At 28.6% G+C, this 18,279-nt stretch carries 19 protein-coding genes; 16 read left to right on the forward strand and 3 right to left on the reverse strand.

Going from position 1 to position 18,279, the window contains the following annotated elements:
- Positions 1-10 precede the first annotated feature (10 nt).
- The 4 genes from thrC (at position 11) to AACT_RS13525 (ending at position 4,308) form a co-directional block, all read left to right on the forward strand.
- Complete coding sequence (thrC, locus tag AACT_RS13510; RefSeq protein WP_172127721.1) at positions 11-1,492, forward strand: threonine synthase; 1,482 nt, start codon at positions 11-13, stop codon at positions 1,490-1,492.
- Positions 1,493-1,665: 173 nt separating this feature from the next.
- Positions 1,666-2,166 (forward strand): Rieske 2Fe-2S domain-containing protein, encoded by a 501-nt coding sequence (locus tag AACT_RS13515; RefSeq protein ID WP_172127723.1) that lies wholly within the window; start codon positions 1,666-1,668, stop codon positions 2,164-2,166.
- A 10-nt stretch (positions 2,167-2,176) separates the two neighbouring features.
- A complete protein-coding gene (locus AACT_RS13520; RefSeq protein WP_172127725.1) occupies positions 2,177-3,427 on the forward strand; it encodes a cytochrome b in 1,251 nt (416 codons plus the stop codon).
- Positions 3,424-4,308 carry a c-type cytochrome gene (locus tag AACT_RS13525; RefSeq protein ID WP_172127727.1) on the forward strand — a complete coding sequence of 295 codons (885 nt, stop codon included), beginning with the start codon at positions 3,424-3,426 and terminating at the stop codon, positions 4,306-4,308. The genes AACT_RS13520 and AACT_RS13525 overlap by 4 nt, the downstream gene beginning before the upstream one ends.
- An 86-nt stretch (positions 4,309-4,394) precedes the next feature.
- Here AACT_RS13525 and AACT_RS13530 read toward each other — a convergent pair whose 3' ends face one another.
- The gene (locus AACT_RS13530) at positions 4,395-5,066 is read right to left on the reverse strand and encodes a 16S rRNA (uracil(1498)-N(3))-methyltransferase (RefSeq protein ID WP_172127729.1); all 672 of its coding nucleotides are present in this window, start codon (positions 5,064-5,066) and stop codon (positions 4,395-4,397) included.
- Positions 5,066-5,470, reverse strand: a complete 405-nt coding sequence (locus AACT_RS13535) for a hypothetical protein (protein WP_172127731.1) — start codon at positions 5,468-5,470, stop codon at positions 5,066-5,068. Before AACT_RS13535 ends, AACT_RS13530 begins: the two co-directional genes overlap by 1 nt.
- A gap of 83 nt (positions 5,471-5,553) precedes the next feature.
- Here AACT_RS13535 and AACT_RS13540 point away from each other — a divergent pair, with 83 nt between their 5' ends.
- The 8 genes from AACT_RS13540 to accA all read left to right on the forward strand — a co-directional run bounded on the left by AACT_RS13540 (position 5,554) and on the right by accA (position 12,252).
- Positions 5,554-6,777 (forward strand): molybdopterin molybdotransferase MoeA, encoded by a 1,224-nt coding sequence (locus AACT_RS13540; RefSeq protein ID WP_172127733.1) that lies wholly within the window; start codon positions 5,554-5,556, stop codon positions 6,775-6,777.
- The gene (gene queC, locus AACT_RS13545) at positions 6,770-7,453 is read left to right on the forward strand and encodes a 7-cyano-7-deazaguanine synthase QueC (RefSeq protein ID WP_172127735.1); all 684 of its coding nucleotides are present in this window, start codon (positions 6,770-6,772) and stop codon (positions 7,451-7,453) included. The genes AACT_RS13540 and queC overlap by 8 nt, the downstream gene beginning before the upstream one ends.
- Positions 7,454-7,987, forward strand: a complete 534-nt coding sequence (locus tag AACT_RS13550) for a 6-carboxytetrahydropterin synthase (RefSeq protein ID WP_172127737.1) — start codon at positions 7,454-7,456, stop codon at positions 7,985-7,987. It begins immediately after the preceding gene.
- The gene (locus AACT_RS13555; protein ID WP_172127739.1) at positions 7,980-8,744 is read left to right on the forward strand and encodes a 7-carboxy-7-deazaguanine synthase QueE; all 765 of its coding nucleotides are present in this window, start codon (positions 7,980-7,982) and stop codon (positions 8,742-8,744) included. Before AACT_RS13550 ends, AACT_RS13555 begins: the two co-directional genes overlap by 8 nt.
- Positions 8,745-8,811: 67 nt before the next feature.
- Complete coding sequence (gene fabG, locus AACT_RS13560) at positions 8,812-9,555, forward strand: 3-oxoacyl-ACP reductase FabG (RefSeq protein WP_172127741.1); 744 nt, start codon at positions 8,812-8,814, stop codon at positions 9,553-9,555.
- Positions 9,556-9,647: 92 nt separating this feature from the next.
- A complete protein-coding gene (acpP, locus tag AACT_RS13565; RefSeq protein WP_128359949.1) occupies positions 9,648-9,878 on the forward strand; it encodes an acyl carrier protein in 231 nt (76 codons plus the stop codon).
- Positions 9,879-9,988: 110 nt separating this feature from the next.
- On the forward strand, positions 9,989-11,245 hold the full coding sequence (locus tag AACT_RS13570; protein WP_172127743.1) for a beta-ketoacyl-ACP synthase II: 1,257 nt from the start codon (positions 9,989-9,991) through the stop codon (positions 11,243-11,245).
- A gap of 68 nt (positions 11,246-11,313) precedes the next feature.
- Entirely contained in the window at positions 11,314-12,252 is a 939-nt protein-coding gene (accA, locus tag AACT_RS13575) for an acetyl-CoA carboxylase carboxyl transferase subunit alpha (RefSeq protein ID WP_172127745.1), read from the forward strand.
- 44 nt (positions 12,253-12,296) lie between these two features.
- Here the strand turns inward: accA and AACT_RS13580 are convergent, their stop codons facing one another.
- A complete protein-coding gene (locus AACT_RS13580; RefSeq protein ID WP_172127747.1) occupies positions 12,297-12,626 on the reverse strand; it encodes a histidine triad nucleotide-binding protein in 330 nt (109 codons plus the stop codon).
- 129 nt (positions 12,627-12,755) lie between these two features.
- On the opposite strand from AACT_RS13580, the gene pheS reads away from it, so the two are divergent.
- From pheS to AACT_RS13600, 4 genes are read left to right on the forward strand one after another with little or no spacing between them, the layout of a single operon-like run.
- Positions 12,756-13,748, forward strand: a complete 993-nt coding sequence (pheS, locus tag AACT_RS13585) for a phenylalanine--tRNA ligase subunit alpha (protein ID WP_172127749.1) — start codon at positions 12,756-12,758, stop codon at positions 13,746-13,748.
- Positions 13,745-16,069, forward strand: a complete 2,325-nt coding sequence (gene pheT, locus AACT_RS13590) for a phenylalanine--tRNA ligase subunit beta (protein ID WP_172127751.1) — start codon at positions 13,745-13,747, stop codon at positions 16,067-16,069. Before pheS ends, pheT begins: the two co-directional genes overlap by 4 nt.
- A 14-nt stretch (positions 16,070-16,083) precedes the next feature.
- Positions 16,084-17,364, forward strand: a complete 1,281-nt coding sequence (aroA, locus tag AACT_RS13595; protein ID WP_172127753.1) for a 3-phosphoshikimate 1-carboxyvinyltransferase — start codon at positions 16,084-16,086, stop codon at positions 17,362-17,364.
- 11 nt (positions 17,365-17,375) lie between these two features.
- On the forward strand, positions 17,376-18,212 hold the full coding sequence (locus AACT_RS13600; protein ID WP_172127755.1) for a 4-hydroxy-3-methylbut-2-enyl diphosphate reductase: 837 nt from the start codon (positions 17,376-17,378) through the stop codon (positions 18,210-18,212).
- Positions 18,213-18,279: the final 67 nt, after the last annotated feature.

Raw genomic sequence — 18,279 nt, forward strand, 5'->3', positions numbered from 1 at the left:
GGGAAATAAAATGAATTTTATAGAAACAAGAGGAAATGATGGTATTAAACCAATTGAAGTACCATTTAGTGAAGCTATTCTAAATCCAAGTACATCATTTGGTGGATTATATGTTCCTGCATATTTACCAAAACTTGAAGAGAATTTTTTACAAAATCATGTTAACTCTTCATATAAAGAGCTAGCTTATGATATTTTAAAAGCTTTTGAAATAGATATTGATGAATCTGAAATCAATAAAGCATTAGCCTTATATGATAATTTTGATAATCCAGCAAATCCATGTCCTGTTATAAAAGTTAAAAAAGATTTATTTGTACATGAGCAATATCATGGTCCTACACGTGCTTTTAAAGATATGGCATTACAACCTTTTGGTTCGATTCTTTCTTCAATCGCAAAAGCTAGAAATGAAAAATATTTAATATTAGCTGCAACTTCAGGGGATACAGGACCAGCAGCACTTAATACTTTTAAAAATAAAGAGAATATTCAAGTGGCTTGCTTATATCCAGATGGTGGAACAAGTGATGTTCAAAGACTTCAAATGGTTTGTGAAGATGGTAAAAACTTAAAAGTACTTGGAATAAAAGGTAATTTTGATGATGCTCAAAATGCATTAAAACAACTATTAGCTTCTCAAACTTTTAAAGATGAATTAAAAAAAGATAATATTAAATTAAGTGCTGCAAATTCTGTAAATTTTGGAAGAATTATATTTCAGATTATTTATCACTTCTGGTCATATATTCAACTTTTAAAAGAAAATGAAATTGCAAATGGTGACAAAATCTATCTAGTTGTTCCAAGTGGTAACTTTGGAAATGTTTTGGGTGGATTCTACGCACAAGAAATGGGTGTACCAATAGAAAAACTATTAGTAGCATCAAATGAAAATAATATCTTAACACAATGGATAAATACAGGTATCTATGATATCAGAGATAAAGCATTAAAGCTTACAAAGTCCCCTGCAATGGATATTCTAAAATCTTCAAACATTGAAAGAGTTATTTTTTCTCTTTGTGGAGCACAAAGAACAAAAGAGTTAATGGAAGACTTAAATAAAAATAATATTTTTCAAATGAGTGAAAACGAAACAAAAAATCTTCAAAAATATTTTTCAGCAGTTGATTCTGATGATACTTTTGGAACAAATACAATCAAAGAATTTTTAGATATTGGTTACTTAATGGACCCACATACTGCAACTTGTATAAAAGCGTATAATACACTAAGAGAAAAAAATCTAAAGACAGTTATTTATTCAACTGCTGAATGGACAAAATTCTCACCTACAGTATTAAATGCACTTAATGAAAATGATACAAAGTACTCTGATAAAGAAGCTTTAGAAGAAATTTCATCAAAATATGATGCAACTTTACCTCAAAGTATAAAAGATTTATTTCATTCTAAAATCAACCACTCTTTAGTTATTGATAAAAAAGATATCGAAGCTGAAATTGTAAAATTTATTAGAGAATCATAAGATTCTCTAATAATTTTATTAGTTCAAATTAAACTACCCATAGAGCAGTAACTGTATCATTTATTCTCACATATTAATCAAAAAACATCCTAATTATGACATAGGTCAATACAATTTAAGTATTTTAGTATTATAATTACCAAATTCTAAAATTAAAAAAAAGGAAGCCAAATATGTCTAAAGAAACAAATAGACGAGATTTTATTGGTTATTCATTTGCTGCAGTTGCTGCAGTGGGTGGTGCTGCGTCGCTTGTTGGTATGAAACAAGCTTGGGATCCACTTCCAAGCGTTCTTGCTGGTGGATTTACTGAGATTGATTTAAGTACTGTGAAAGCAGGAACTCCAGAAACTTTCGTATGGAGAGGGAAACCTATTTTTATACTTAAAAAAACTGCAGAAATGGAGAATTCAACTAGAGATTTAAAAATCGGTGAAGATAGATTTACTGTTGCTATTGGTCTATGTACTCACTTAGGATGTATTCCTGCATGGAAAAAAGATACGTGGAAATGTGCATGTCATGGTGGAGAGTTCAATGCTAGTGGTAAACAAACATTTGGACCACCTCCAAGACCACTTGACTTGCCTCCATTTGAAGTAAAAGGAACTACAATCGTTTTAGGAAACGAAGGTCCAGAATACAAAGATATCGCTGCTGCGATGATGGCATAAGGAGTAATGAATGGCAAAATTTGAAAAAGCTAACTCTGTTGGTGAGTGGTTAGACCAAAGATTAAATCTAACTACTTTCAACAAAGTAATGATGACTGAATATTGGATTCCAAAAGATATTAACTTCTTATGGGCAATGGGTGTATTACTTGCTACTACTTTTGGTATTTTAATAATTTCTGGTATTTTCTTAATGATGTACTACAAACCAGATATTAACTTAGCATTTGATTCAGTTAACTATACAATTATGCAAGAAGTTGCATTTGGTTGGTTATTTAGACATATGCATGGTGTTGCAGCTTCTGTTGTATTCTTAATTATTTATATTCACATGTTTACAGGTATCTACTATGGTTCTTATAAACAAGGAAGAGAAATGATTTGGATTTCAGGTATGTTATTATTTATGACATTCTCAGCTGCTGGATTCTCTGGATATATGTTACCATGGGGACAAATGTCTTACTGGGCTGCAATGGTTATTACTAACTTATTTGGTGGAGTTCCTGTTATTGGAGATGCTTTAGTTGTATGGATTAGAGGTGACTTTAACGTTGCTGATGCTACTTTAACTAGATTCTTTATGTTACACGTATTCTTATTACCAATCACAATCATGGGTATTATAGGTGTTCACTTCTATACATTAAGAATTCCTCACGTTAATAATCAAACTTCTGAAGAATTTGATTTTGATGAAGAAGCTGAAAAATATTTAGCTGGAAATAAAAAAGAGTCAAAAGTTATTCCTTTCTGGCCTGTATTTATTTCTAAAGATTTAGCTGTATTAGGTGTTTTCTTAATATTCTATTTCTACTTAGTATTCTTCCATTATAATTTTGCAATGGATCCAGTTAACTTCGATCCTGCTGATAGTATGGTTACACCTGCTCATATTTATCCTGAGTGGTATTTCTTATGGTCATATGAAGTATTAAGAGGTTTCTTCTTTGATATTGCTGGATTTAAAGCATTTGATATCGGATTAATTGCATTTGCATTTGCAAATGGTATCTTCTTAGTATTACCATGGTTAGATAGAGATCCTAAAATTTTACCTGCGCATAAAAGACCAGTATTCTTTATTTGGTTCTGGATATTGATGGCAGACTTAATTATATTAACTGTTTATGGTAAATTACCTCCAACAGGAGCTAATGCATGGGTTGGATTCTTTGCAGCACTTGCATTTATCTTATTATTCCTTGTATTACCAATTGTTACTAAAATTGACGCTAAGAAAAGGGGATCACTATGAGAGAATTAAAAATACTAGCAGTAGTAGTAGCTTTAACGCTAATTACTTACTGGGGTGTTGAGCCATACGCTCATCACCAAATGCATCCTCAAGTTGAAGCTGCTGATTTCACATTTGCAGATGTTAAAAAAGATGTTGAAGATGTTACTGCATTACAAGGTGATGCAACAAATGGTGAAGTATTAGTTACAGCTAACTGTACTGCTTGTCACTCAATCGAATCAAAAGGTTTTCCACAACTTATGGATAACGCTAGTTCAGGTGCTGCATATGGTGTTACACCTCCTGATTTAGGATCTGCTGGTAAATTATATGATGCAACTTATTTAGCTGCATTTATTAAAGACCCAGCAAGTGCATCTAAAGTTGCTCATAAATTTGTAGATGGAAAAGTTCATCCAATGCCTTCATATAACTGGATGCAACCTCAAGAGATTGCAGATATGGTTGCATATTTAAAATCTATTGCTCCAAAAGAAATGACAAACAAAGAAGTATATGCTGATGCTTGTCAAAGATGTCATGGTATTAAATATGCTGATATGAAAGGTGGCTCAATGGCTGCATTTACATCACCTAATGATATCAAAGGTTATATGGGTAAATTACCTCCAGATTTATCTCAATATATTAAATCAAGAGGACATGAATATTTAGAAACATTTATTAATAATCCTCAAAAACACCTTGAAGGTACAGCAATGCCTAGAGTTGGATTAAATGAAGAATCTCAAGCTCAAGCTATTACTTATTTAGAAGAAATTGGTGAATCTAAAAAAGCAGAGAGAGAAGAGTTAGGACCTAAATTCTTAATTTATATGGTAATCTTTGCAATCTTCGGATTCTTATGGAAAGCAAGTAAATGGAGAGATGTTCACTAAGAACATTTCTTTATAATAAAATTAGTAGAAAAAGGGTAGATTTTTAATCTATCCTTTTTTTATGCAAATACAAATAGTAGAAAAGATTATAGAAGTATTTTTGAGCCAGCTGATATAATTGCAGTTTCAGATCGTAAAATCAAACTAGAATTAAATCCAACAATATTTTCTTTATTAAATTTTTCTCTTTCTTTAGCTGAGAAACCACCTTCACAACCAATAACTAAAGTTTTAATCTCATCACATTTTTCATTTATAGAGACATTTGAAAAGTCTAAAAAATATGTATCAGGATTTTCTTTTATAAATGTTTCAATGTTCTTACAAACATCTAGTTTTATAATATTTGATCTTCCACACTGGCATGAAGAATTTATTAAAATTTTTTCTAATTTCTCAATATTTACTTTAAAATTCTTTTGAGAATAATCACTATAAATAAAAGTGATTTTATCAACTCCCATCTCATTTAGAGATGTAATATATTTTTCAATGGTTTTAGGATCAACTACACACCAAGCTAAATGTAAACTCTTTTGATTTAAAACAACTTTTTCTTCACTTGAAATTAAATCAAGCAAAGCTTTTTTCTTATCAATATTATTTAGTCTATATAAATAAATATTGTTGTCTTTTAAATTTCTAAAATAAATCTCATCATCAATTTTATGTCGTCTAGCTTTTATTAGGTAATTATATACTTCATCTTTTATTTCTAAAATGTTACCACCACAAAATTCATCATAAGTAAACTGCATTAAAATACCTTAGAAATAATATAAACAGCAATAATTACAGATATCTCAATTGTATAGATTTTTCTAGAATATGCAAAAAAATCATTTTGAAGTTGAAGTTGATCATGCTTAATAACTCTCATCTTTTTAAATCTTTTTATTTCAATAACCAATAAAAAAATTGATGCAGGAATCATTAAAGCAATTGTAAAACTAAAAGTTTGCGCATAAAAAGCAACTATTGTTCCTGTGTAAATAACTATAGCATTTGTTAAATGGTATAAAGGTGTCATAAATTTTAATCTTTTTGCTAAAACAATAAAATTTCTCTCTCTTGTAACAGAATATAAATTAAATAACATAATTGCTAAGAAAAAATATATTGTATAAACGTGGGTTTGCACCGCACTTTGCATTAGTTCCATATTTGTTTATCTCACTTTTAAAAAATTTTGGTATTATATCTAACTTGTCATAAGTTTTTATTTTAACTAAAAAAAGGAATAATATGGCTATTTCAGTACAAAAAGCTATAGATATAATTTCAAATCTAAATATTAATACAAATTTCGAAATCATACCGATAGAAAATGCACTAACAAGAATATGTGCCCAAGAAGTAATTGCAAATAGTTTTTTACCAAAATTCAATAACTCAGCAATGGATGGTTATGCAATAATCTATGGAAATAAAGATAATGAATTAAAAATTATCGATACAATTTTTGCAGGGGATGATAACAAAAAAATATTAGAGGAAAACACTTGTATAAAAATAATGACAGGAGCTAGAGTTCCTGAAAATACAAGTGCAATTATTCCAATAGAAGATATACAAGAACTTAATGATAATAAAATAAAAATAACACAAAATGCTAAAGAATTTCAACATATAAGATATATTGGCGAAGATATTAAAAAAGATGATATTTTAATAAATATAGGTGAAGAGATAAATTTTTCTAAAATTACACTTCTAAGTTCACAAGGTATTTCACATATAAAAGTATTTAAAAAACCAAAAATTGTTGTATTTTCAAGTGGAGAAGAATTAAAATTACATTATGAAAAAATAGAAGATCATCAAATTTATAATTCAAATACACCAACATTTATAGCGCGAGCAAAAGAACTAGGTTGTGATGTAAGATTTATAGGTCAAGCAAAAGATTCAATTGAGGCTATTAAAGAATTAGTTGAAAACTCTTTAGATGCTGATTTGATAATTACATCAGGTGGCGTTTCAGTTGGAGATGCAGATTTTACAAGAGAAGCATTTAACGAACTTGATTTTAAAATACTATTTGATGGAATCCAAATAAAACCAGGAAAACCAACAATTTTTGGAAAAATTAAAAATACATATATTTTAAATTTACCAGGAAATCCACTAGCCTCAGCTTTGATTTTTGAATTATTTGGAAAACTAATAATTCAAAAATTACTTGCTTCAAATGAAATATATCAAAACTATATTTTAGGAAAAATAGATCAAACATTTAAAACAAAAAAAGGAAGAGTTACTGTAATTCCTGGAATGTTTGATGGAGAATATTTTAGTATTTCACCAAATAGATCGCCAGGAATGGTATCAGTTTTATCTTTATGTAATTCAATGATTATTTTAGATGATGAAGTAGAAAGAATAGAAAAAGAAAGATTAGTAAAAATTTTACCAATAAATTGGAAATTTTTAAGCACAAAAGAAAAGGACTTTTATACACATGAGTAGCAAATCTACTAGAAAAGCAATATGTATTTTAAGTGGAGGAATGGACTCTACTTTAGCTTCATACATAGCAAAAAACGATGGTTATGAAATCATTGCAGTTCATTTTAACTATGGACAAAGAACACAAGATAGAGAATTAAAAGCATTTAGAGATATTTGTGATGATTTGGAAATTTTAGAAAAATATGAAATTGATATTCCATTTTTTACACAAATTGGTGCTAGTGCATTAACTGATAAAACAATAGATGTTCCAACAGGTGGAGTTGAAGCAGGAGTTCCAATAACTTATGTACCATTTAGAAATGGTATTTTTCTTTCAATCACAGCAGCAATTGCTGAGAAAGAAGGAGCAACTGCTATGTATATAGGAGTTGTTCAAGAAGATAGTTCAGGATATCCAGATTGTACAGATGAGTTTATAGCTGATATGAAAAAAGCTATTAATCAAGGAACTAAGAAAGATACTCATATTGATATATTAACACCTTTAGTTCATTTATCAAAAGCACAAATTGTTCAAGAAGCTATGAAACTTAATGTCCCACTTGAGCATACATGGTCATGTTATAAAGAAGAAGATGAAGCTTGTGGAATTTGTGATTCATGCAGATTAAGACTAAATGGATTTAAATTAGCAAATCAAATTGACCCAATTAAATATAAGGCTTTATAAATGTATTGGAAGATTTCAAAAGAGTTTGACTTTTGTTATGGACACAGAGTATGGTCACAAACATTAAATACAGAATTTTCTCTAGATGGATGTTTAAAATGTAGACATTTACATGGACATCAAGGAAAAATTTTAGTTTATTTAGAAGCTAGTGAACTAAAAGATGGAATGGTAACAGATTTTAAACATCTAAATTGGTTTAAACAATTTATTGATGATGTTTTAGATCATAAATTTATTTTAGATATAAATGATCCTTTATTTTCAACCTTACTTCCTCATATAGATAAAAATGAATTGATTAAATTTGAAGAAGGATATTCATTAGTTAATTTAACAAAATTTTCTAATGAAGAAATTCATATAAAAGAATTATATGAAGGATATATAATAGTAGATTTCGTTCCTACAAGTGAAAATCTTTCAGCTTGGTTTTTAAAAATTGTTCAAAAGAAAATGGATAAATTAGGTATAAAAGTTTCACATGTAGAATTTTTAGAAACACCAAAAAGTAAAAGTACTTTTTATGCTTGAAATAAATGAAATATTTGGTCCAACTATTCAAGGTGAAGGAAAATTAGTTGGATCTCCATCTGTATTTATAAGATTTGGAAAATGTAATTTTAAGTGTGAAGGTTTCGCAGTAGAATATGAAACTCCAAGTGGTGTAAAAAAATGTGCTTGTGATACATATTATGCTGTTGATACTGAATTCAAAGATACATGGACTAAATACAAATCTTATGAAGAAATAGTAAATGAAGTTGATAAGTTAATTTCTATATATCCATATAACTATAAAATTGATATTGTAATTACAGGTGGTGAACCATTATTATATTGGAATAAAGAAGAGTTTCAAAAATTATTAGAGCATTATATAAATGCTGGGCATAAGGTTACTATTGAAACAAATGCTTCATTAAATCTGAATATAGACAAAGAGTATCAAAAAGAACTTCTATTTTCTATGAGTGTAAAATTAAGTAATTCTCTTGAACCCATAAAAAAAAGAATTAATATAAACACACTAAATACAATTTTAAATAATACAAAAGAGTCTTACTTAAAATTTGTAATTGGAAAAGACTTTTTAAATGATGCAAAAAAAGAAATAAATGAGATACTTTCATTAATTCCAAAATGCGATGTTTATCTTATGCCACTTGGTGATACAGCTGAACAAATAAACAAAAATTGTGAAGATGTAATAAATATGTCAATTGAAAATGGTTTTAAATATTGCGATAGATTACATATAAGAGTTTGGGATAATAAAAGAGGCGTTTAAGAATATTGATAATTTTTATTAAAGTGTTGATATAATAAACAATTAATGTACAATTAAAAGGATAAAAATGAAATTTACAGGTTCTAATGTATTAGTTACAGGTGCAAGTAGAGGTATTGGAGCAGAAATTGCAAAGACTCTTGCAGGATTTGGATTAAAAGTTTGGATAAATTATAGAAGTGGCGCTGAAGCTGCTGAGAAAATCAAAGAAGAAATCGAAACAGCTGGTGGAAAAGCTGCAATTATTAAAGCTGATGTTACAAATGAAGAAGAGTTTGCTGCTGCAATTAAAACAATTGTAGACGCAGATGGTGAATTAGCTTATTTAGTTAATAATGCTGGAATTACAAAAGATAAATTAGCTTTAAGAATGAGTGTAGCCGATTTTAACGATGTTATTAGTGCAAACTTAACATCAGGATTTATTGGTTGTAAAGAAGCGTTAAAAGTAATGAGTAAAAAAAGATTTGGTGCTGTTGTAAATATTTCTTCAATTGTTGGAGAAATGGGAAATGCAGGTCAAACTAACTATTCAGCTTCTAAAGGTGGATTAAATGCAATGACAAAATCATTCGCAAAAGAAGCAGCTTCAAGAGGAATTAGATATAACGCTGTAACTCCTGGATTCATTCAAACAGATATGACACATGAATTAAAAGCTGAAGTAAAAGCTGAATATGAAAAAAATATTCCTCTTTCAAGATTCGGAAATCCTTCAGAAATAGCCGATGCAGTAGCCTTTTTATTAAGTGATCACTCATCATATATTACAGGTGAAATATTAAAAGTTAATGGTGGACTGTACGTTTAATTTCTTAATTGGAATTAAAAAATTAAATTTAAAAGAGTTTTTAAAAACTTTTTTGTTATAATACAAGAATAATTTTATAAAAGGAAATAAATATGGCATTATTAGATGATGTAAAAGAAGTAGTTATAGAGCAATTAGATTGCGATCCAGCAGAAGTAAAAGAAGATTCAAAATTCATTGAAGATTTAGGTGCAGACTCTTTAGACGTAGTTGAATTAGTTATGGCTTTAGAAGAAAAATTTGATATCGAAATCCCTGATGAAGATGCAGAAAAAATCTTAACAGTTGCAGACGCTATTAACTATATTGAAAATAACGCGTAATTTATAAAATTAAATAGAAGAGTAATTTCTTCTATTTATTAATTTCAACTATTGAGTTTTTTTATACAAAAATTGAATAATTCAAATAATAAAAACATGGAGCATATTTAATGAGAAGAGTTGTTGTAACGGGTATTGGTACTATTAATTCTACAGGACATAACGTAAAAGATTCTTTTGAAGCTGTTGTAAATGGTGTTTGTGGTATTGATACTATAACACTATTTGATGCAAGTGATTTTTCTGTAAAAATTGCTGGAGAAGTAAAAGATTTTGATCCTACGACAGTTATGGATAAAAAAGAAGTAAAAAAAGCTGATAGATTTATTCAGTTAGGTATTAAAGCAGCGCATGAAGCTATGATAGATTCAGGTTATGTAACTGCTGATAATAAAAAAGTTGATGGATCAATTGCTGATAGATTTGGAATTATTTCAGGTTCAGGAATTGGTGGTTTATCAACTATTGAAAGAAATTCTGTTGTTTGTGAAACAAAAGGATCAAGAAAAGTTTCTCCTTTCTTTATTCCTTCATCTTTAGCAAATATGTTAAGTGGATTTATTTCTATTGAACATAATTTAAGAGGACCTTCTTTAGCTCACGTAACTGCTTGTGCTGCGTCTACTCATGCATTGAATGATGCTGTAAAAACTATTATGATTGGTGGAGCAGATAGGATTTTAGTTGTTGGTGCAGAATCAGCAATTTGTGGTGCAGGAGTTGCAGGATTTGCAGCGATGAAGGCATTATCTACAAGAAATGATGATCCTAAAAAATCATCAAGACCATTTGACATTGATAGAGATGGATTTGTTATGGGAGAAGGGGCAGGAGCGCTTGTTGTTGAAGACTTAGAATTAGCACTAGCACGTGGAGCTAACATTTATGCTGAAATTATTGGATTTGGTGAATCAGGTGATGCAAATCATATTACAGCTCCTGTTATGGATGGTCCATTAAGAGCTATGGAAGCAGCATTTGAAATGGCAAAAAACATCACTGGTGAATATCCTAAGATTGATTATATCAATGCCCATGGAACTTCAACTCCAGTTGGTGATAAAAATGAAACAAAAGCTATTAAAGCACTATTTGAAGGTAAAGATGTTCCATTAGTATCTTCTACAAAAGGTCAAATTGGACATTGTTTAGGTGCAGCAGGTGCAATTGAAGCAATCTTTACTATTAAAGCTTTAAATGAAGGAATTATTCCTCCAACAATAAATATTGAAAATCAAGATCCAGAATGTGATTTAGACTATGTTGCAAATGTCGCAAGAAAAGCTGAATTAACTACTGTTATGAGTAATAATTTTGGTTTTGGTGGAACTAACGGTTCTGTAATATTCAGAAAATATACAAAATAATTAAAAAATAAACCTAAGATAAAAGAGCTAATATATTATTAGCTCTTTTTTTTTAAAAGGGAAATACATTGGCAGCTTACTTAGAATTCGAAGATAAAATCAAAAAAATTGAAGATGATATTATAATTGCTAAAACTAAAGCAGATGAACACGCTGTTGAAATTTTAGAAAAAAAACTTGAGAAAGAAGTTGAAAAAACTTTTAAAAATTTAAGTGATTATCAAAAACTTCAGTTAGCTAGACACCCAGATAGACCATACGCATTAGATTATATAAATGGTCTACTTACAAATGCATATGAAATTCATGGTGATAGACACTATGTTGATGATCACGCAATAGTATGCTATTTAGGATTTATTGGTACTCAAAAAGTATTAGTAATTGGAGAGCAAAAAGGTAGAGGAACAAAAGACAAACTTTATAGAAATTTTGGAATGCCAAGTCCAGAAGGATATAGAAAAGCTTTAAGAGCTGCAAAAATGGCAGATAAATTTCAAATTCCAATCCTAATGTTAGTTGACACTCCAGGTGCATATCCAGGAATTGGAGCTGAAGAAAGAAATCAATCTGAAGCAATTGCAAGAAATTTATATGAATTTGCAGACCTAACAACTCCTACTGTTTCTATTGTTATTGGAGAAGGTGGTTCAGGTGGAGCTTTGGCTATTTCAGTTGCAGATAAATTAGCGATGATGAGATACTCTGTTTATGCTGTTATTTCACCTGAAGGTTGTAGTGCTATTTTATGGAATGATCCAACAAAAGTTGAAACAGCAGCTAATGCACTAAAAATTACTGCTGAAAACTTAAAAGAATTGAAACTAATTGATGATGTTATAAATGAACCATTAATTGGTGCTCATAGAAAAAAAGATGAAGCAATTAAAGCATTAAAAGATTATTTTTTAACATCTTTAGATGAATTAAAAAAATTAACTCCTGCTCAAAGATATGAAAAAAAATATGAGAAAATTATGAATTTAGGTTCTTTTCTAGAAAAATAAGTTCTACTATTTTTAATTAGTAAGAAAGAAGTAGAAACTTCTTCTTATCTAACTAATCTTCCAACTGGTTCTCCACCAATCAAATGAAAATGTAAATGATGTACTTCTTGTCCCCCATCATCTCCAATATTTGTAATTAATCTATAGCCACTTTGTCTTACATCTAATTTTGATGCAACTTTTTGAATAAACTCAGTCATTGAAGCCATTACTTTTGGTGGCATCACATCAAATGAATCATAATGCTCTTTTGGAATAATTAAAACATGGATTTTTCTTGTTGGATTAATATCATTAAAAGCTAAAAAGTTTTCATCTTCTAAAATAGTTTGATTTGGAATCTCACCTTTTACAATTTTACAGAATATACACATTATTTTTCCTTGAAATTAAATAGTAAAATATTATAACCAAACTCTAATAAATCTTTAAGTATAATCCCAAAAATACACAATAAAAATAATCTATTAAAATTAATTATAGAAAAATTTAGGGAGAAAAAAGTGACACAGTGGATTGAAAAAATAACCAATGCAGCATCACTTGAAGAGTTAGAAAACTTAAGAATTGATACTTTAGGTAAAAAAGGTGTTTTAACTTTAGAATTTGCAAAAATGAAAAGTGTTCCAAATGAAGAGAAAAAAGCATTTGCTGAAAATCTAAATACACAAAAAACTATAATCACAGATGCAATTGAAGCAAAAAAAGAGATTTTAGAAAAAGAGGCTTTAAATAAAAAATTAGAAGCTGAAAAAATTGATGTAACTAGATTTAACAATGAAATGTCTTGTGGAGCTACACATCCTGTAGTTGAAACAATGGATAGAATTATTAGATATTTTCAAAATCTTAATTTTGCAGTTGAAGAAGGTCCATTAGTTGAAGATGATTTTCATAATTTTGAAGCACTAAATCTTCCTAAATATCACCCTGCTCGTGATATGCAAGATACTTTTTACAACAAAGACTATACCTTATTGAGAACTCATACCTCTCCTGTTCAAATTAGAACGATGTTAACTCAAAATACACCTATTAGAATGATAGCTCCAGGAACTGTTTTTAGAAGAGATTTTGATATTACTCATACTCCTATGTTTCACCAAATTGAAGCACTTGTTGTTGATGAAGCAGACAAAGTTTCATTTGCTAATTTAAAACACGTATTAGTTGAGTTTTTACAACATATGTTTGGTGATGTTGAAGTAAGATTCAGACCTTCATTTTTCCCATTCACTGAACCTTCAGCTGAAGTTGATATTTCTTGCGTATTCTGTAAAGGTGATGGATGTAGAGTTTGTTCACAAACAGGATGGCTTGAAGTTTTAGGTTGTGGTATTGTTGATGAGAATGTATTTAAAGCGGTTGGTTATGAAAACAAATCAGGATATGCTTTTGGATTAGGTGTTGAAAGATTTGCTATGCTTATTCATAATATTGGAGATTTAAGATCACTATTTGAAAGTGATACAAGACTATTAGGACAATTCAAATGATAATTACTAGAACTTGGTTAGAAGAATTTATTGATATTTCAAAAATTTCAACAGATGAGATTTGTAAAACATTAAACTCAATAGGGCTTGAAGTTGATAGCGTTGAAAAATTGTCAATTGCACCTAAAGTTGTTGTTGGAAAAGTTTTAGAAAAAGTTAAACATCCAGATGCCGATAAATTAAATATTTGTCAAGTAGATATTGGAGAGAGTACTGTTCAAATAGTTTGTGGTGCAAAGAATGTAGATGCAGGTCAACTTGTTCCTGTTGCTGTTGTTGGTTGTGATTTAGGAAATGATTTTATAATTAAAGCTGCAAAATTAAGAGGTGTTGAATCAAATGGTATGATTTGTTCATCAACAGAACTTGGACTTGCAAAACTAAATGATGGAATTTTAGAACTTGATGATTCAATTGGTAAATTAATACTTGGTAAAGAATTAAAAGAATATTCAAAATTAAATGATGAAATAATCGAAGTTGAATTAACTGCAAATAGAGGTGATTGTCTAAGTATTTACGGAATTGCAAGAGAATTAAGTGCATATTATAATATTCCATTAATTGAATGTGAAAAACAATTAAAACATAATGATTTGGGAATTGGTCAAGTTTTAGAAGTTGAATGCGATAGCAATATCAAATCTTCTTTATTATTTAAAGCTGTAAATTTTGCAAATTTTAAATTTCCTGTTTTACATAAATTAAGAACTTCAATATTAGGTAAATACCAAGAAGGGAATGATGTAAAAAATGTTCTAACATATGCTACTCATGCAATTGGTGTAATTTTAAATGCTTATTCAAAAGAGAAAACAATTCAAGGAAATAATTTAAGTATTTTAAAAATCAAAAAAGATGAGCAAGGTTTTGATAATGTTTATGGAATTGAACAATTAAGTAAAATCTGTGTTGAGCATAAAGACATTAATCCAGATGATACAAATTTTATTCTTGAAGCTTCTTATATTAATCCTGAATATATATCAAAAAAAGTTTTTGAAACAAAAATAAAAACAGGAGAAGTTTATTATAAAGCTTCAAGAGGTAGTGAACCAGATATTGAATTTGGAGCAAATTATTTTTCTAATTTAGTTTCAAAATATGGAGCTTCAATTTATAGAGGTAATGAATCATTTATAGAAGATAGTGAAAAATTAACTTTAGATGTTAGTGTAAGAAAAATCAATGCAATAATTGGACAAGAAATTCCAAAAATTGATATTGAAAAAATACTTACATCTTTAGGATTTGAAGTTAAAGATACACTGGATAATGTATTAGTAATAAAAATTCCATACTATAGACACGATATTAAAAACGTTGCTGATATAACTGAAGAAATTGTAAGAATAATTGGAATAGATAATATCATTTCAAAACCTTTACAAATTGACGAAGTTAATAGAGTAAATAAAACATCAAATGACTTGATCAAAAAAAATAAATTAAGATTCAAAGCAATTGAAAATGGTTTTTATGAAACTTTAACTTACGTATTTTCATCAAAAGAAAATCTACAAAAATATGGATTTAAAACTGTTAAAGATGACTTAGAACTTATTAATCCAATTGTAAAAGAGTTAAATACATATAGAACTACTATGCTTTTGAATTTAGTAGAAGCTTGTGCAAATAATTTCAAAGTTGGAGCTAGATCAACAGCATTTTTTGAAATTGGAACTATTTTTGATGAAAATAGAAATGAGAGTAAAAAAATATCATTTATTCAAACAGGAAATGCAGAATCTGAAGATGTATCAAATGCTGGTAAACCTAAAAATATTGATTTCTTTGCTTTTTCTAAAAAAATATTAAATACAATTGGTAAATTTGATTTAGAAGCAATGACTCAAATAGATAACTCATTTATTCATCCATTTCAAAATGCAAATATAATTATTGATGGAAAGGTAGTTGGTTATATTTGCAAGTTACATCCAAGTGTTTGTACTGATTTTGATTTAAATGATACATTTATTGCTCAAGTTGATTTTGAAGCAATTTCTAATGATATAATAAAAACAAATGCATATTCAAAATTTCAGTCATCAAAAAAAGATTTAACTATTATTACTCCAAAATCTATGGAATACAAAGAAATTAAAAAAGCAATTAATTCTTTAAATAATACAAATATTAAACAATTTAATTTAATTGATATTTATAATGATGAGAAATTAGGTGACAGTGAAAGTTTAACAATTAGATTTGTTTTACAAAATGATGAGAAAACAATGGAAGATGAAGATATAACTAGTACAATGACTTCAATTCTAAATGTATTAAACGAAAAATTATCTATTGGTCTAAGACAATAATCTAAAGGAAAAAAGTGGAAAAGTTTGCTATAAAAAAATTAACAAAAGCATTTGATATAGAAATAGACTCAATAGCAAGTGATAAATCAATATCCCATAGATGTGCTATGTTTTCACTTTTTTCTAATGAAACTTCATATATTAAAAACTATTTAACAGCTGAAGATACTTTAAATACACTTAGTATAGTTGAACAATTAGGTGCAATTATTAAAAGAGATGGAAGCAGTGTTGAAATAACTCCAACAGATACATTAACTGAACCTTCAGATGTTCTTGATTGTGGAAATTCTGGAACTGCTATGAGACTATTTTGTGGATTATTAGCAAGTGTTGATGGTGCCTTTACACTTACAGGGGACAAATACCTAAGAAATAGACCTATGAAAAGAGTTGCTGATCCTTTAAGAAGTATTGGTGCACTTATAGATGGAAGAGAACATGGAAATAAAGCTCCTTTATTTATAAGAGGAGTAAAAGAGCTTCAACCTTTTACTTATCACTCTCCTGTTGATTCTGCACAAGTAAAATCAGCAATGATTCTAGCTGCTTTAAGAGCTAATGGAGTATCAAAATATAAAGAAAATGAATTAACAAGAGATCATACAGAGAGAATGTTAAAAGGTATGGGAGCTAAACTTGAAAATGATAGTGATGGGTTTATAAATATTCATCCATTAACAGGTCATTTAAAACCTTTAAATATAACAGTTCCAACTGATCCTTCTTCTGCATTTTTCTTTGCACTTGCAGCTGCTATTACTCCAAAAGCTAGGGTTTTAATAAAAAATGTTACATTAAATCCAACAAGAATTGAAGCATATCAAGTTCTTAAAAAAATGGGTGTAATTGTTAACTTTATAGAAAAACAAAATGTTTATGAACCAATTGGTGATATTGAAGTAATAAACAATGAACTAAATGGTGTAGTTGTTAGTGAAAATATCTCTTGGCTAATTGATGAGTTACCAGCATTATCAATAGCAATGAGTTTAGCAAACGGAAAATCAAAAGTTTCAAATGCAAAAGAGTTAAGAGTAAAAGAATCAGATAGAATCTCAAGCGTAGTAAATAACTTAAAACTTTGCGGCGTAGAATACACAGAATTTGAAGACGGATATGAAATAACGGGTGGCTTATTAAATAAAGCTACAATTAACTCACATGGAGATCATAGAATTGCAATGAGTTTTGCAATAGCTGGATTAAATTGTGATATGGATATAGAAGATATTCAATGTATTGAAACTTCATTTCCTAATTTTAAAGAGATATTGGACTCTTTATTTAAATAAAGGTAAATCGTATGAAAGTAAAATTAGCATCTAATTATGGATTTTGTTTTGGAGTTAAAAGAGCTATAAAAATAGCAGAAGATTATAAAAACTCTTCAACAATGGGACCATTAATTCATAATCAAGATGAAATAAATAGATTAAGAAATGATTTTAATGTAGGTTTATATACAAATCTTAGTGATGTTAAAGATCATGATACAGTTATTATTAGAACACATGGTATTCCAAAAGATGACCTAAAAAACCTAAGAGCGCAAAAAGCTAAAATAATAAATGCAACATGCCCTTTTGTAACAACACCACAGCAAATAGTTAAAAAAATGTCAAAAGAAGGATATTCAATCCTAATTTTTGGTGATGCTGATCATCCTGAAGTTAAAGGTGTACAATCTTATGGTGAAGATCAAAATGATGTACATATAATATTAGAACCAAGTGATATTGAAAATCTAGTATTTAAAAATAACAAAATTGCAACAGTCGCTCAAACTACAAAAAAGAAAGAAAAATATCTTGAAATTGTAAATGCATTGATATTAAAAAACAAAGAAGTAAGAGTATTTAATACAATTTGTGATGCAACTTTTGAGAACCAAGATGCCGCAAGAGATCTATCAAAAGAAGTTGATGTGATGATTGTAATTGGTGGTAAAAACTCATCAAATACAAAACAATTACACTCTATTTGTTTAGAGAATTGTGCTGATTCTTACCTAATTGAAAATGAAACAGAACTACAAAATTCATGGTTTTTAAATAAAAAATTATGTGGAATAACAGCAGGTGCATCGACTCCTGACTGGATTATTCAGCAAGTTGTAGAGAAAGTAGAGTCTCAAAACTAACTCTTTTTAAGCCTTTTTTTTGTATAATCGTTCTATTTAATAAAACTGGTAAATATGAAGGAATAAA

This window comes from Arcobacter acticola (assembly GCF_013177675.1).
Classification (GTDB): domain Bacteria; phylum Campylobacterota; class Campylobacteria; order Campylobacterales; family Arcobacteraceae; genus Aliarcobacter; species Aliarcobacter acticola.

Bases quoted from the DNA above. Each gene is read 5' to 3' on its own strand.
- AACT_RS13525 (WP_172127727.1), top strand. From the start codon at position 3,424: ATGAGAGAATTAAAAATACTAGCAGTAGTAGTAGCTTTAACGCTAATT.
- AACT_RS13580 (WP_172127747.1), bottom strand. From the start codon at position 12,626: ATGTGTATATTCTGTAAAATTGTAAAAGGTGAGATTCCAAATCAAACT.
- AACT_RS13535 (WP_172127731.1), bottom strand. From the start codon at position 5,470: ATGGAACTAATGCAAAGTGCGGTGCAAACCCACGTTTATACAATATAT.
- AACT_RS13600 (WP_172127755.1), top strand. From the start codon at position 17,376: ATGAAAGTAAAATTAGCATCTAATTATGGATTTTGTTTTGGAGTTAAA.
- AACT_RS13530 (WP_172127729.1), bottom strand. From the start codon at position 5,066: ATGCAGTTTACTTATGATGAATTTTGTGGTGGTAACATTTTAGAAATA.
- AACT_RS13555 (WP_172127739.1), top strand. From the start codon at position 7,980: ATGCTTGAAATAAATGAAATATTTGGTCCAACTATTCAAGGTGAAGGA.
- AACT_RS13520 (WP_172127725.1), top strand. From the start codon at position 2,177: ATGGCAAAATTTGAAAAAGCTAACTCTGTTGGTGAGTGGTTAGACCAA.
- acpP (WP_128359949.1), top strand. From the start codon at position 9,648: ATGGCATTATTAGATGATGTAAAAGAAGTAGTTATAGAGCAATTAGAT.
- AACT_RS13515 (WP_172127723.1), top strand. From the start codon at position 1,666: ATGTCTAAAGAAACAAATAGACGAGATTTTATTGGTTATTCATTTGCT.
- AACT_RS13540 (WP_172127733.1), top strand. From the start codon at position 5,554: ATGGCTATTTCAGTACAAAAAGCTATAGATATAATTTCAAATCTAAAT.
- pheT (WP_172127751.1), top strand. From the start codon at position 13,745: ATGATAATTACTAGAACTTGGTTAGAAGAATTTATTGATATTTCAAAA.
- thrC (WP_172127721.1), top strand. From the start codon at position 11: ATGAATTTTATAGAAACAAGAGGAAATGATGGTATTAAACCAATTGAA.
- AACT_RS13550 (WP_172127737.1), top strand. From the start codon at position 7,454: ATGTATTGGAAGATTTCAAAAGAGTTTGACTTTTGTTATGGACACAGA.
- fabG (WP_172127741.1), top strand. From the start codon at position 8,812: ATGAAATTTACAGGTTCTAATGTATTAGTTACAGGTGCAAGTAGAGGT.
- queC (WP_172127735.1), top strand. From the start codon at position 6,770: ATGAGTAGCAAATCTACTAGAAAAGCAATATGTATTTTAAGTGGAGGA.
- AACT_RS13570 (WP_172127743.1), top strand. From the start codon at position 9,989: ATGAGAAGAGTTGTTGTAACGGGTATTGGTACTATTAATTCTACAGGA.